Here is a 14,259-nt window from a genome sequence, read left to right on the forward strand (position 1 = left end):
CCCAGGATCCTCTGTGCGGGTGGAAAGGTTCGCGCGGTTGACTGGTGGCAGGCCGGCCGTCGGGGGTCCGGCCCCGCACGAGGAGGCCCAGCGATGCTGACCACTCCGCACCTGCCACTGACGGTGCACACCCGGTCCGACGCGGCGAGCGACCGGGGACCGCGCGACATCAACGCCGACGCCGTGGCCACCCACACCGATCCGGCGACCGGACGGATGGCCTTCGTCGTCGCCGACGGCATCGGCGACCACCTGCTCGCGGCGCGCGCCGCGCGGCTGGCCGCAGGCACCGCGGCGACCGCGGCCGCAGGGCACGGCGCCGCCGCCGGGTTGCGACAGGCCCAGCGGGAGCTGCGCACGCAGTTCGACCAGGCACGCGCCGACTGCGTGCTGATCGTCGCGGTGTACCCGCCCACCGGGAAGGAGCACGCCGACGAAGTCTGCGAGCTGGCGTGGGTCGGCGACTGCCGCGCGTACCGGTGGAACGGGCGGGTGCTGCACCAGATCACCGTGGACCACACCCTCGCCGAGTTCTGGCGGCTGCGCGGCGTGACGGCACCGGCCAGGATGGAGCACGTGGTGACGGACTCGGTCCGCACCGCCGACGAGGGCGACATCGGCCGCGCGCGGGTGGGCGCGGGCCCGGGCAGGCTGCTGCTGTGCAGCGACGGCGTGCACAAGAAGCTGGGGCTGGCGAAGGTCCGGGAGCTGCTGGCCGGGGGTGTGCCCGCCGGGGAGACCGCCTCGGCACTCGTACGGCAGGCCCGCCTTGCCGGAAGCGCGGACAACGCCACGGCGATCGTCGTGGACCGCGCCGCGGTCTGAACCCGCGAAACGGTGAAGGCCACCGGCGCCGTGCCGGTGGCCTTCACCGCGATCGGTGCTACTCGAAGAGCTCGCCCTTCTCAGCCCTGTCCACAAGCGACTGCGGCGGTTCGAAGTGGTCACCGTAGCGCTCGGCCAGCTCGCGCGCCCGCGCCACGAAGCCCTTCAGGCCACCCTCGTACTGGTTCATGTACTGCACGACACCACCGGTCCACGCCGGGAAGCCGATCCCGAAGATCGAGCCGATGTTCGCGTCCTGCACCGAGGTCAGCACGCCCTCGTCGAAGCACTTCACGGTCTCCAGCGCCTCGGCGAAGAGCATGCGCTCCTTGAGGTCGGCGAACGGCACCGTGGCACTGCCCGAGTTGAACGCCTCGCGCAGCCGCGGCCAGATGCGGACCCGCTTGCCCTCGGAGTCGTACTCGTAGAACCCGGCGCCGCTGGAGCGGCCCTTGCGGTCGAACTCGTCGATCATGCGGTCGATGACCGCCTCGGACGGGTGCTCGTTCCAGGTGCCACCCTCCGCCTCGACGGCGGCCCTGGTCTCCTGCCGGATCTTGCGCGGCAGGGTCAGCGTCAGCTCGTCCATCAGCTGCAGTGGCGGCGCCGGGTAGCCCGCCTGCGCACCGGCCTGCTCGATGCTGGCCGGCTCGACGCCCTCACCGACGGCCGCGACCGCCTCGTTGATGAACGTGCCGATCACGCGGCTGGTGAAGAAGCCCCGGCTGTCGTTGACGACGATCGGGGTCTTCTTGATCTGCAGCGTGTAGTCGAACACCTTCGCCAGCGTGGCGTCGGAGGTCTTCTCCCCGCGGATGATCTCCACGAGCGGCATCTTGTCCACCGGCGAGAAGAAGTGGATGCCGATGAAGTCCTCCTGCCGCTGCACGCCCTCGGCGAGGCCCGTGATCGGCAGGGTCGAGGTGTTGGAGCCGAGCACCGCGTCCGGGTTGACGACGTTCTCGATCTCGCCGAACACCTTGTGTTTGAGCTCGGTGCTCTCGAATACGGCCTCGATCACGAAGTCGACACCGGCGAAGTCGGCGGGGTCGGCCGTCGGCTTGATCCGCGCGAGCAGCGCGTCCGACTTCTCCTTGGTGGTCTTGCCGCGCTTGAGCGCCTTCTCCTCGAGCTTGGCCGCGTAGCCCTTGCCCTTCTCGGCGTTCTCCTGGGAGACGTCCTTGAGCACCACGTCGATCCCGGCCTTGGCCGACACGTACGCGATCGCGGCGCCCATCATCCCGGCACCGAGCACGCCGACCTTCTTCGCGGTGTACTTCTCGAAGCCGTCCGGACGGGAGCCACCGGAGTTGATGTGCTGCAGGTCGAAGAAGAACGCCTTGGTCATGTTCTTCGCGACCTGGCCGGTCGCCAGGCTGACGAAGTAACGGGTCTCGATCAGCGACGCGGTCTCGAAGTCCACCTGCGCGCCTTCGACGGCCGCGGCCAGGATCGCGCGCGGCGCGGGCATCGGCGCGCCCTTGAGCTGCTTGCGCAGGTTGGCCGGAAAGGCGGGCAGGTTAGCCGCGAAGCTCGGGTTGGACGGCGTCCCACCGGGGATCTTGTAACCCTCGGTGTCCCACGGCTGGGTGTGCGCGCCGGGGTTGGCCTTGATCCACTCCTTGGCCTTCGGCAGGAGCTCGTCGACCGAGTCCACGAGCTCGTGCACAAGGCCGAGCTCCAGCGCCTTGGCCGGCTTGTGCCGCTGCCCCTGCACCAGCACGTTCATGATCGCGTTCTGGATGCCGAGCAGCCGCACGGTGCGCACGATGCCACCGCCACCGGGCAGCAGGCCGAGCGTGACCTCGGGCAGACCGATCTGGCTGCCCTTCACGTCGGCGGCGATGCGGTGGTGGCAGGCCAGCGCGAGCTCGAGGCCGCCGCCGAGGGCGGCACCGTTGATGGCGGCAACCACCGGCTTGCCGAAGGTCTCCAGCCTGCGCAGCCCGGCCTTGAGCTCGGCACCGCCGCGCGTGATCTCCTCGGCGTGCTCCGGCCGCGCCTGGATCAGGTCGTTGAGGTCGCCACCGGCGAAGAAGGTCTTCTTCGCGGAGGTGAGCACGACGCCGGTGATCGAGTCCTTCTCGGCCTCGAGCCGGTCGGCGATCACGCCGAGCGAGGAGCGGAAGTCGGCGTTCATCGTGTTCGCCGACTGCTTCGGGTCATCGAGCGTGAGCACGACGATGCCGTCGGAGTCCTGCTCCCAGCGGATGGTCTTCGATTCAGTCATTGTGGTCTCGTCCCTCACACGCGCTCGATGATCGTGGCGGCACCCATGCCGCCGCCAATGCACAACGTGACCAGTGCCCGCCGGGCCTGCCTGCGTTCGAGCTCGTCCACCATCGTCCCGAGGATCATCGCGCCGGTCGCGCCGAGCGGGTGGCCCATCGCGATGGCACCGCCGTTGACGTTGACCTTCTCCTCCGGGATCTTCAGGTCCTTCATCCACTTGAGCACGACGGAGGCGAAGGCCTCGTTCAACTCGAACAGGTCGATGTCGTCGATGGTCAGCCCGGCCTTGTCCAGTACCTTCTGCGTGGCCGGTGTGGGACCGGTGAGCATGATCGTCGGGTCCGACCCGGTGACCGCCGTCGCGACGACGCGTGCCCTCGGCGTCATGCCGATGGTCCTGCCGACCTCCTCGTCGCCGACCAGCACGATGGCCGCGCCGTCGACGATGCCGGAGGAGTTGCCGCCGGTGTGGACGTGGTCGATGCTCTCGACCCAGTGGTACTTCTGCAGCGCCACCGCGTCGAAGCCGCCCATCTCGCCGATGCCCTCGAAGGCAGGCTTGAGCTTGCGCAGGGACTCCAGCGTGGTGCCGGGCCTGCGATGCTCGTCGTGGTCGAGGATCGTCACGCCGTTCAGGTCCTTGACCGGCACGACGGACTTCGCGAAGTAGCCACCCGCCCACGCGGCCTCGGCCTTCTCCTGCGAGCGCACCGCGAACGCGTCCACGTCCTCCCGCGAGAAGCCCTCGATGGTGGCGATCAGGTCGGCGCCGATGCCCTGCGGCACGAAGTACGTGTCGTAGTTCGTCGCCGGGTCGGTGAACATCGCGCCGCCGTCGGACCCCATCGGCACCCGCGACATGGACTCCACACCGCCACCGATCAGCAGCCGCTCGAAGCCCGAGCGCACCCGCTGGGCCGTCTGGTTCACGGCCTCGAGGCCGGACGCGCAGAACCGGTTGAGCTGCACCCCGGCGACCGTGTCGGGCAGGCCCGCCGCCATCGACGCGGCCCGCGCGATGTCCGCGCCCTGGTCACCGACGGGCGACACCACACCGAGGACGATGTCGTCGATGACGGCCGGATCCAGGTCCGGGTGCCGGGACTTGAGCTCGTTGAGCAGGCCGACGACGAGATCGATCGGCTTGGTCCCGTGCAGGGATCCGCCCTTGTTCTTGCCACGAGGCGTGCGGAGCGCCTCGTAGATGAACGCCTCTGTACTCACACCAACGGTCCTTCCTGGCGAGTGGCGGCAATGCTGAGATGCTGGCTTCAACGCTAATCGCCACTAACATAATCCTGCTTCGGCCCATGCTGTCAACGGTTTGTCATGCGGTCAACAGCCGCTATTGTGGGCTCACCTATGGACCAGCCGAGAACCAAGCGCCCTCGTGACCGGCGACACCAGATCGCCGCCGTCGCCTCCGAGCTCTTCCGCGCCCGCGGCTACCACGGCGTCGGCATCAACGACATAGCGGCGGCGGCCGGCGTCACGGGGCCCGCCCTGTACCGGCACTTCGCCGACAAGCAGGCCATCCTCGCCCACGTGCTGCTCGCCGGCATCGAGGAGATGGAGGCGGCGACGGCGAGCGCGCTCGCGGACGCGGAGCCGACACCCGCCCAGGTCCACGCCCTGCTCACGCGGCTCGCGACGAAGTCGGTCGAGCGCCGCGAGGTGGCCGCGCTGTGGCGCTGGGAGGGGCGGCATCTGGACCGGGAGACGCAGCGCGCGATCCGGCAACGGTCCTCGGCGATGCTCGCCATGTGGACCAAGGTCCTGCTGAACCTGCGCGGCGAGCTGGCGGCCGAGGACGCCGAACTGCTGTGCTGGGCGGGGCTGTCCGTGTTCGGCAGCGTATCGGTGCACCACACCAGCGTCGCCAAGCGGCGCTTCGGGCAGCTGCTCGTGGACATCGCACTGCGTGTGGTGCACGCCACCCTGCCAGAGCCGGAGGCCGCGCCGTCGCCGGAGCCGCCACTGCCCACGCTCGGCGGGCGGTCCCGCCGCGAGGAACTGCTCACCGCGGCGACCGAGCTGTTCCAGAAGCGCGGCTTCCACGCGGTGAGCATGGAGGACATCGGCAAGGCGGCCGGTATCGCCGGGCCGAGCGTCTACCGGCACTTCCCGAGCAAGGCGAGCCTGCTCGGGGCGATCGGGCGGCGCGCAGCCGACCGGCTCGCCCTGGGCGCCGACCACGCGTTGCGCACGAGCGCGCCGCGGGACGAGCGGGAGGCGCTGCGCAGGCTCGCCGAGTCCTATGTCCGGACACTCACCGGCTCACCCGAACTGCTGGTGTCGTTCTCGGTGGACCGCGTGCACATCGACGAGCGGGACAAGGCGGAGCTGCTGCGGATCCAGCGGGACTACGTCGCCCAGTGGGTGCGCCTGCTCGGTACCGTGCACCCCGAGCTGAACCACAGGGAAGCGAAGATCACCGCGCACGCGGCGCTGACGATCGCCAACGACCTGGCCCGCACCCGGCGCGTCAACGCGCGGCCGAACCTGGACGCCGAGCTGCTCACGCTGATGACGGCGGTACTGGACATCTCGTAGGTCGCGCCATCGGCGACAGCCCGGCCGTACTGGCGCGGGAACTCCGGACACGCTAACCTACTCACGAGTAGGTATGTGAGGGGAGAGCCGTGGGCCAAGAGACACCGCAGCGGAGGCGCGACGCGATGGGCGTCGGCCTGGCCGCGCTGACCAAGCTGGCCGGGACCAGGACGCTCGACCGCGTCGGACTGCGCGGGCCGGTCGAGAACCTCGTCTCGGCGGCCACCCGCAACGGCTTCCGCGCCGCCGGAGCGGCGGGCCGGACGTTCAAGGCAGCTCAGCGGCTGGGCGGGCCGGCCAGGCCGGCGCCCGCGCCCGACACCGGGCTGTTCGACCTGGCGCCCGGCGAAGAGCAACAGATGATCGTGGACACCGTCGGCGAGTTCGCGGCCGAGCAGCTGCGGCCGGCCGCGGCCGAGGCGGACGCCAAGCTTGCGCCGCCGGACGGGCTGCTGAGCAGGGCGGCCGAGCTCGGCGTGACGCTCGTCGGTATCCCCGAGGAGTTGGGCGGGATCGGCACGGAGCGGTCCGTGGTGACCAACGTGCTTGTCGGGGAGGCGCTCGCGCACGGCGACATGGGCCTGGCCGTGGCCGTGCTCGCCCCGTCCGCGGTGAGCACGGCGCTCGTGCAGTGGGGCGACGAGCACCAGCAGGCGACGTACCTGCCCGCGTTCGTGGGCGACAACGTGCCCGCCGCCGCACTCGCGGTGCAGGAGCGCAAGGCGCTGTACGACCCGTTCAAGCCGGCCACCCGTGCCCGGCGTACCCCGAAGGGCTACCAGCTCGACGGCGTGAAGTCGCTCGTGCCGCGTGCCGCCGAGGCTGAGCTGTTCATCGTCTCCGCCGACCTCGAAGGCCGTGGACCCGCGCTGTTCATCGTGGAGTCGTCGACGGCGGGCGTGACGATCGAACCGGAGCCCGCGATGGGGCTGCGCGGCGCGGCGACCGGAAGGCTCCATCTGGACAAGGTGTCGCTGCCCGGCTCGGCGCTGCTCGGCGGCGGTTCGGCCGAGACGTTCACCGAGCTGGTGCGGCTGTCCCGGCTGGGCTGGGCGGCGCTGGCGTGCGGCACGGCGAAGGCCGTGCTCGACTACGTCGTCCCGTACGTGAACGAGCGGCAGGCCTTCGGCGAGCCGATCAGCCACCGCCAGGGCGTCGCGTTCCAGGTCGCCGACATCGGGATCGAGCTGGAGGGCATGCGGCTGGTCACGCTGCGCGCGGCGGCCAGGGCGGAACAGGGCAAGCCGTTCGCCCGCGAGGTGGCGCTGGCCCGCAAGCTGGCGACGGACAAGGGGATGCAGATCGGCAGCGCCGGTGTGCAGCTGCTCGGCGGGCACGGCTTCGTCAAGGAGCACCCGGTCGAGCGCTGGTACCGCGACCTGCGTGCCATCGGCGTCCTCGAAGGCGTCCTCCTCCCATAACCCACCCAGCCACCCAGCCACCCGCCTCGTGAGTGGCCACCCGAGTTAGAACTCGCGTACGCACTCACGACCATCGCGAAGGGTCACCATGATCAACCTGGAACCTCCGAAGAAGGCCGGTGCGCTCGTCAACCAGGCGTACCAGGCGGCGGCCGAGGTCTTCCGGCCCATCTCCCGCAAGTACGACCGCGCGGAGCACGCCTACCCGTCCGAGCTGGACATGTTCGCGGCACTGCTCGACGGGCTGAACGGCTCCGGCGAGGGCGGCGCGGGCGCATCCGGTGTCCGCCGAGGTGACGACGACGGGAAGTCGAACGGAAACCGCAACGGCGGCAACCTGAGCACCGTGCTCGGCACGATCGAGATGTGCTGGGGCGACGTGGCGCTGCTGCTCTCCATGCCGAGGCAGGGACTCGGCAACGCCGCGATCGCCTCGGTGGCCAACGACGAGCAGCTGGAGCGCTTCGCCGGCCTCTGGGCCGCGATGGCGATCACCGAACCGGGCTGCGGCTCCGACTCGGCTGCCATCACCGCGACCGCGGAGCTCGACGGCGACGAGTACGTGCTCAACGGTGAGAAGATCTTCGTCACCGCGGGCCAGCGGGCGGACGCCGTCGTTGTCTGGGCGTCGCTGGACAGGAGCAAGGGCCGCGCCGCGATCAAGTCCTTCGTCGTGGAGAAGGGCACGCCGGGCTTCGAGGTGGTCCGGCTGGAGCACAAGCTCGGCATCCGCGCGTCGGACACGGCGGTGCTGCGCTTCGAGAACTGCCGCGTGCCCAAGGAGAATCTGCTCGGCACCCCGGAGATCGACACCAAGAAGGGTTTCGCCGGGGTCATGCAGACCTTCGACAACACCCGCCCGCTGGTGGCCGCGATGGCGATCGGCGTGGCCAGGGCGGCACTGGAGGAGACCGCGCGCATTCTCGCCGAGGCGGGCGTCACCGTCGACTACGACAAGCCGGCGAACTCCCAGCACGCCGCGGCCGCCGCCTACCTGCAGCTGGAGGCGGACTACGAGGCCGCGTACCTGCTGACGCTGGAGTCGGCGTGGATGGCGGACAACCGCAAGCCGAACTCGCTGCACGCCTCGATGGCGAAGGCGAAGGCGGGCCGCTCGGTCGTGGACATCACGCTGCGCTGCGTCGAGCTGGCCGGGACGCTCGGCTACACGGAGGATCTGCTGCTGGAGAAGTGGAGCCGGGACGCGAAGATCCTGGACATCTTCGAGGGCACCCAGCAGATCCAGCAGTTGATCGTCGCCCGCAAGCTGCTCGGGAAGGCGAGCGCGGAGTTGAAGTAGCCCGCCTCTTCGGTACCGGTTGACTGGATTTGCTAATTTGGTCAACGCGTACCGAGGAGGCGGTGATGAGCACTGGCGTGGTCGAGCGGGCCGGGTCGCGGTTGCACTACTGGCTGGACGGCCCCGCCGGTGGGTCGCTCGTGGTGTTCAGTCACGGCGCATCGATGGACCACCGCATGTTCGACGAGCAGGTCCCCGCGCTGACCAATGCCGGCTACCGCACGCTGACCTGGGACGCGCGCGGCCACGGCCGGTCGAAACCGCTCGGCGCGCTGCCGATCTCCGTGGGGGACATGTCCGGAGACCTGCTCGCCGTACTCGACGAGGTCGGCGAGCCCGGCCCGGTGTGCCTGGCCGGGCAGTCGCTCGGCGGCTACATCGCGCAGGACATCGTGTTCACCCGGCCCGAACGGGTCGCCGCCCTCGTCGTCATCGGCTCGACCTGCGCCACCCTGCCGATCCCCCGCTGGGAGCGGTGGGCACTGGCCGCGTCACCGCTGATGTTCCGCCTGTGGCCCGACGGTCACCTGCGCCGCCTCATCGCCCGGCGCACGGCGGTGACCCCGCGCGCACAGGAGTACGCCCTCGACGCGGCACGGCAGCTCGCCAAGGACGAGTTCGTCGCCGTCTGGCGCGCGGTCGGCGGAGCCATTCACCCCGAGCCCGGCTACCGGATCGGGCAACCGCTGCTGCTCTGCCACGGCGACCAGGACCGGACCGGCAACGTCGCGCGGACCGCACCCCGCTGGGCGGCGCGGGAGCCACGGTGCCGCTACGAGATCGTCCCGGATGCCGGGCACAACGCGAACCAGGACAACTCGGAGTGGTTCAACGAGACACTGCTCGACTTCCTGAGCGTTCACTACCCCGCGGGCGAACCGGCATGAGCGAGCGAGCGGAGCGCATCCTCGGCGCGGCGGGGCGGTTGCTCCTCCGGTTCGGCGCGGGCAAGACCACGATCGACGACATCGCCCGCGAGGCCGCGGTGTCCAAGGGTTCGGTGTACCTCGAGTTCCGGAGCAAGCGGGAGCTGTTCGAGGCACTGGTCAGATGGGAGTTCCGCGCCTACCTCACCGCGGTGCGGTCCCGGGTGGACGACGATCCCGAGGGCGGCCGGCTCTCCCGCATCCACTGGCACGCGATCGACGAACTGCTCGCCCGCCCGCTCATGCGCGCGCTCTACACCCGCGACGCCGACGTCCTCGGCGGCATGCTGCGCCGTCACGGTGCGCCCCGGTACGCGCCACGGCTCGTGCTGGGACGTGAGTTCGTCGAGCACATGCAGCGCGCTGGGCTGGTCCGTCCCGGCATCGACGCGAAGGCGCTGGGCGAGACGATGGCCGTGCTCTCCGTCGGATTGGTGGCGGCGGCTCCGGTGCTGGGCGGCGACAGCCCGTCACCCGCCTCGATGGACATGTTCGCCGCGATGCTGACCGAGTACGCCGAGGCCCCTGCCGGCCCCGGTGCCGTCGCGGCGGGCAAGCAGGCGTTCGCCGACCTGTGCCGGGAGCTGGACGAGCAAGTCGCCCGCTGAACCGGTCGCTGGACGCACCCGTGCGAACTGGGAATCATGGGCCCATGGCAGAGCGGCTCCGGCTTCCCCGTGAGGAACTCTCGTCTCGATACGTCTCCTTCGCGCTCGCGGCGGCGGCCGCCGCGGTGGCCGGGGCGGCGGCGACCGCCAGTCTGCTGCGGCAGACCCGCGTCGGCTGCGGACCGGCTCCGGGCACGTGCCGGGACGGCGTCGGATACCTGATTCCGGCATCGGCCGGCGGCGGCGTGCTCGCCCTTGCGACATTGGCCGTTCTGGCACTCCGCACCGGCCACCGCGCCGACGCCGACACCCTCCACCGGATGTCGCGGCACGCATGTGGCTGGCCCTCGCCGTCACCGCGCTGCCCGCTCTGGGCTGGCCACTGCTGAGCCTGCTGTCGGCAGGCAGCCCGGTCGGGCTGCTCGCGCCGGCCGCTGTCGCGGTCGCGGCCGCTCCGCTGCTGGCCGCCCACCACCGTCCCCGCGTGTTGCCCGCCGTGCTCGGCGGGCTCCTCCTCGTCTCCGTCCCGGCCATGGCTCTGCTGTGGCGCGAGCTGTTCCTGCTTCTCCCGCTCGCCACCGCGGTGATCGGCGGCTGGGCCATCGCACTCGCCCTGTGGCTGCGGGCCGGCCGGCTGGACGGCGCGACTTAGCGGAGCCCGGCGAAGAAGGCCCGCACGTCACCGGCGAACAGCCCGGGTACCTCCAGCGCGGGAAAGTGGCCGCCCCGGTCGAACTCGGTCCAGTGCGTGATGGTGAGCATCCGCTCGGCGAGCGGGCGTACGGACAGGGTGATGTCGTGCGCGAAGACGGCCACGCCGACCGGCGAGGGGCAGGGCAGGGCTTCGCCGAACGCGCTCTCGCGGGTGAGCCGTGCCGAGGAGCCCGCGGTGCCGGTCAGCCAGTACAGCATGACGTTCGTGAGCAGCCGGTCCACGCTGATGCTGGACCGCGGATCGGTCCACTCGGCGAACTTCTCGGCGATCCAGGCGAGCTGCCCGACCGGTGAGTCGGTCAGCGCGTAGGTGCGGCCTGGTTGCCTGTAACACCATGTAGCCGGGCCGCTGGGCGGCGTACGCCTTGATCCGTTCCAGCCGGGCGGTGTCGTCTTCGGACAGTACGAGTTCCGCGCCGGGTACGGGCCGGGTGGGCAGGTAGCTGAGGTGCACGCCGACGACGTGCTCCGGGGCCACGGCTGCGAGCGCACGCGAGATACCCGAACCCCAGTCGCCACCCTGAGCGCCGTATCTGCGGTAGCCGAGCCGGTGCATCAGCTCGGCCCAGGCACGCGCGACCCGATGCAAGTCCCAGCCGCGATCGCGGGTCGGACCGGAGAAGCCGAAGCCGGGGATCGACGGAATCACGAGATGGAAGTCCTCGGAGAGTGGACCGATCACGTCGAGGAAGTCCACGACGGAACCGGGCCAGCCGTGCGTGAGGATGAGCGGCAGCGCGCCGGGGTCGGTGGAGCGCACGTGCAGAAAGTGGACGGTCTGACCGTCGATCTCGGTGACGTACTGCGGAAACTCGTTGAGGGCGGCCTCCTGCTCTCGCCAGTCGTACTCCTGCTGCCAGTACTCCGCCAGCTCCCTGACCCGGTGCAGCGGGATGCCGTAGTCCCATCCGGCGCCGGGCAACTCGTCCGGCCAGCGGGTCCGGGCGAGCCGGTCGGTGAGGTCGTCCAGGTCGGCCTGGGGGATGTCGATGCGAAAGGACTCGATCATGGTAGCTCCTAATCGTTCGTCCGACTAACATTAGTGCGGCCAACGATAGTCGCCGATCGTTAGTGTGGCCAACGGATTGGCTAGACTTCTTCCCATGGATTCCCACGGGGACGCGGCGCCCGCCCGGCTGGCGCGGCTACCGAGCTGGCTGCTGACCCAGACGGCCGCGCAGGCGCACCGGCTGGTGAGCGAGGGGCTCGCGGAGATCGAGGCCCGCGGCTACGACTTCCGCCTGCTGGCGACGCTGGACGAGTTCGGGCCGGCGAGCCAGGCTGCACTCGGCCGCCGCAGCGGCATCCACTTCAGCGATGTCGTCGCCGCTCTCAACGCACTCGCCGCCCAGCGGCTCGTCGAACGCGCGCCCGATCCGGACGACCGGCGACGGAACATCATCTCGATCACGCCCGCCGGAAGGCGCCGGCTCCGGCAGCTGGACCGGCAGCTGGCCAGGATTCAGGACGAGCTGCTCCACCCGCTCGCCCCGGCGGAACGTGACCAGCTCACCGGGCTGCTGGCTCGCCTGCTGGCGCACCACAGCTCGTGAGTGGCCACACGAGTTAGAACTCGGCTAGGCACTCACAAGGCTTGCCCGGCGCGGCTGGTCTGGTCGTCCAGAAAGCCGTCCAGGTAACGCCACGTCGTCGCACGGGCGCGGCGGCCGGTCAGGACGCCGAGGTGGCCGCCGGGGGCCGACTCGAAGCGCACGTCCGGCGCGTTCTCCAGCAGGCCGACGAGCCGCTCGACGGCGGGCCGCGGCGCTATCGTGTCGTTCTCCCCCGCGATCACCAGCGTCGGCACCTTCACCCCGGACAGCGAGATGATCCGTCCACCGAGGTCCACGCTTCCCTCGGCGAGGTCGTTGGCCCGGAAGAACCGGTGGTAGAGCTGCCCGAACGTCCGCCCCGGATACGCGGCCATGTTGTCCATGAAGTGGTCCACGGCCTCGATCTGCGCCAGGAAGTCGCGGTCGTCGAGGTTCTTCAGTACCGCCAGCGGCCTGGTGATCTCCTTGTTGATCCCGGTGGCGCGGAACACCTGGGTGACCAGGTACGACGGCGCGCCGCCCAGTGCGCGGTAGAACGGTGTGAGCAGGTACCCGCCGGTGAGGTCGATCAACGGCCGGAACGGCGCGACCAGCGGGATCGCGGTGAAGTCGAACGGCGAGGCGATCGTGGTGACCGACTCCACCGGCAGGTCGGGCTGGTCGGCGGTGGCCAGCAGGGAGAAGATGCCGCCGAGGCACCACGCGACGACGTGCACCCGCCGGCCGCCCGCGTCGGCACTGACCTTGCGGATCGCCCTGGGCAGCACGTCGTCGATCCAGTGCTCGACCCCGAGCCTGCGGTCGGAGAAGGCCACGTTCCCGTAGTCGACGAGATAGGTGGGCCTGCCGCCCTCGACGAGGTGCTCGGCGAGGCTGCACCCCCTGCGCAGGTCGAAGCACAGCGCGGGCGCGGCGAGCGGCGGCACCAGCAGCACCGGCGGCCCGGACGGCCTGGTCCCGCCCGTGCCGGTCATCCGGTATACCGACCGGTTGGGCCCCTGGTCGATGAGTGCCCTCGGCACCGGTCGCAGGTCTGCCACACCGCCGCGCAGAACCTTCGCGACCACGTTGGACGCCGCGGCCGCGAGCCTTGCCGGTGGTGCCGTCATCCATGCCTCCCTGCACTGGTGCTCCAGGAAGGATCCTCTCCCGGGGGGGAGCCGGCACTCAACCGGTCTGTGACCGGTTCACCCTCGGCGCGCTCTCCGCGGCACGTGCCTCGTACTCCGCGCGTTCGGCCGAGTGCGCGGCGGAGGCCAGCAGCCGGTCGCCGCCGAGCGCCCGGATCACCCACTCGCTGACCCTGCGCGGGAACAGCCGGGTGATCCGGTTCGTGGCATCCAGCGACTTCGGCACGAAGACGTCGAACCGCGGGTGGTGCAGCGTGTGCACGGTCGCCGCCGCGACATCCTCCGGCCGCACCGACCTGATCATCCTGGCCTCGCCGAGCCCGCTGGCGAGCTCCGTCCGCACGACCGCCGGCATGACGCACGACACGTCCACCCCGCTGCCGCGCAGTTCGAGATGGACCGCCTCGGACAGCCCTACCACGCCGTGCTTGGTGGCGCAGTAGGTGGCCGCGCCCGGGAAGCCGGCCTTACCCGCCATCGAAGCGACGTTGACGATGTGCCCGCTGCCGCGCGGGCGCATCCGCCGCACCGCCTCCCGGGTGCCGTGGATGACGGCGTGCAGGTTGATCTCCAGTTGCCGCCGGGTCGAGGCGTCGTCCTCCTCGTCGATCGGCGAGAGCGGCATGATCCCGGCGTTGTTGATCAGCACGTCGATCGGCCCGAGCCGCCGCTCGACCTCGTCGAGGAACGCGGTGAACCCTGCGGGGTCGGTGACGTCGAGCGGCAGGGCGAGCGTGTCGGCGCCCAGTTCGCCCGCGGTCTTCTCGGCCCGGACCAGATCGAGGTCGCCGAGGGCCACGTGCGCGCCCCGGCGAACCAGCGCGTCCGCCATCGCGGCGCCGATGCCCTGCGCACCTCCGGTGATCACGATGACCTTGCCTCGCAGTGAGCGTGGCTGCCTGCCCATGCCGGGGCTCCTCTCGTCGGCTCCCTGTATTGGCATGTTGCCAACTAGGACATGGTGCCGTGTATCACCCCGTGACGCCAGCCCTGGCGT

The 14,259-nt window shown here is 70.6% G+C and carries 12 protein-coding genes and 1 pseudogene; 8 read left to right on the plus strand and 5 right to left on the minus strand.

Going from position 1 to position 14,259, the window contains the following annotated elements; genetic code table 11:
- Positions 1–93 precede the first annotated feature (93 nt).
- Positions 94–825: a PP2C family protein-serine/threonine phosphatase gene (locus JAP66_RS15290; protein WP_199432411.1), complete on the plus strand. Its 732-nt coding sequence runs from the start codon at positions 94–96 to the stop codon at positions 823–825.
- A gap of 58 nt (positions 826–883) precedes the next feature.
- Here the strand turns inward: JAP66_RS15290 and JAP66_RS15295 are convergent, their stop codons facing one another.
- Positions 884–3,055 carry a 3-hydroxyacyl-CoA dehydrogenase NAD-binding domain-containing protein gene (locus JAP66_RS15295; RefSeq protein WP_199432412.1) on the minus strand — a complete coding sequence of 724 codons (2,172 nt, stop codon included), beginning with the start codon at positions 3,053–3,055 and terminating at the stop codon, positions 884–886.
- Between the two features lie 14 nt (positions 3,056–3,069).
- Positions 3,070–4,281: an acetyl-CoA C-acetyltransferase gene (locus JAP66_RS15300; RefSeq protein WP_199432413.1), complete on the minus strand. Its 1,212-nt coding sequence runs from the start codon at positions 4,279–4,281 to the stop codon at positions 3,070–3,072.
- A 138-nt stretch (positions 4,282–4,419) separates the two neighbouring features.
- Here JAP66_RS15300 and JAP66_RS15305 point away from each other — a divergent pair, with 138 nt between their 5' ends.
- From JAP66_RS15305 to JAP66_RS15330, 6 genes are all read left to right on the plus strand, one after another.
- Complete coding sequence (locus tag JAP66_RS15305; protein WP_199432414.1) at positions 4,420–5,610, plus strand: TetR/AcrR family transcriptional regulator; 1,191 nt, start codon at positions 4,420–4,422, stop codon at positions 5,608–5,610.
- A gap of 125 nt (positions 5,611–5,735) precedes the next feature.
- Complete coding sequence (locus JAP66_RS15310) at positions 5,736–7,031, plus strand: acyl-CoA dehydrogenase family protein (RefSeq protein WP_199432674.1); 1,296 nt, start codon at positions 5,736–5,738, stop codon at positions 7,029–7,031.
- Positions 7,032–7,119: 88 nt separating this feature from the next.
- A complete protein-coding gene (locus JAP66_RS15315) occupies positions 7,120–8,331 on the plus strand; it encodes an acyl-CoA dehydrogenase family protein (protein WP_199432415.1) in 1,212 nt (403 codons plus the stop codon).
- 65 nt (positions 8,332–8,396) lie between these two features.
- Positions 8,397–9,218 (plus strand): alpha/beta fold hydrolase, encoded by an 822-nt coding sequence (locus JAP66_RS15320; RefSeq protein WP_199432416.1) that lies wholly within the window; start codon positions 8,397–8,399, stop codon positions 9,216–9,218.
- Positions 9,215–9,865, plus strand: coding sequence for a TetR/AcrR family transcriptional regulator (locus JAP66_RS15325; protein WP_199432417.1), 651 nt, complete (start codon positions 9,215–9,217; stop codon positions 9,863–9,865). The genes JAP66_RS15320 and JAP66_RS15325 overlap by 4 nt, the downstream gene beginning before the upstream one ends.
- A 334-nt stretch (positions 9,866–10,199) precedes the next feature.
- A complete protein-coding gene (locus JAP66_RS15330) occupies positions 10,200–10,517 on the plus strand; it encodes a hypothetical protein (protein WP_199432418.1) in 318 nt (105 codons plus the stop codon).
- On the opposite strand, the pseudogene JAP66_RS15335 reads toward JAP66_RS15330, so the two are convergent.
- A pseudogene (locus JAP66_RS15335) lies at positions 10,514–11,588 on the minus strand (epoxide hydrolase family protein). The gene JAP66_RS15330 and the pseudogene JAP66_RS15335 overlap by 4 nt on opposite strands.
- Positions 11,589–11,682: 94 nt before the next feature.
- On the opposite strand from JAP66_RS15335, the gene JAP66_RS15340 reads away from it, so the two are divergent.
- Entirely contained in the window at positions 11,683–12,132 is a 450-nt protein-coding gene (locus tag JAP66_RS15340; protein WP_199432419.1) for a MarR family winged helix-turn-helix transcriptional regulator, read from the plus strand.
- Positions 12,133–12,164: 32 nt separating this feature from the next.
- Here JAP66_RS15340 and JAP66_RS15345 read toward each other — a convergent pair whose 3' ends face one another.
- Together JAP66_RS15345 and JAP66_RS15350 are read right to left on the minus strand one after the other, a co-directional pair.
- Positions 12,165–13,241 carry an alpha/beta fold hydrolase gene (locus JAP66_RS15345; RefSeq protein ID WP_199432420.1) on the minus strand — a complete coding sequence of 359 codons (1,077 nt, stop codon included), beginning with the start codon at positions 13,239–13,241 and terminating at the stop codon, positions 12,165–12,167.
- Between the two features lie 58 nt (positions 13,242–13,299).
- Entirely contained in the window at positions 13,300–14,169 is an 870-nt protein-coding gene (locus JAP66_RS15350) for an SDR family oxidoreductase (protein WP_199432421.1), read from the minus strand.
- Positions 14,170–14,259: the final 90 nt, after the last annotated feature.

The organism is Qaidamihabitans albus, from assembly GCF_016464705.1.
In the GTDB taxonomy this organism is placed as follows: domain Bacteria; phylum Actinomycetota; class Actinomycetes; order Mycobacteriales; family Pseudonocardiaceae; genus Qaidamihabitans; species Qaidamihabitans albus.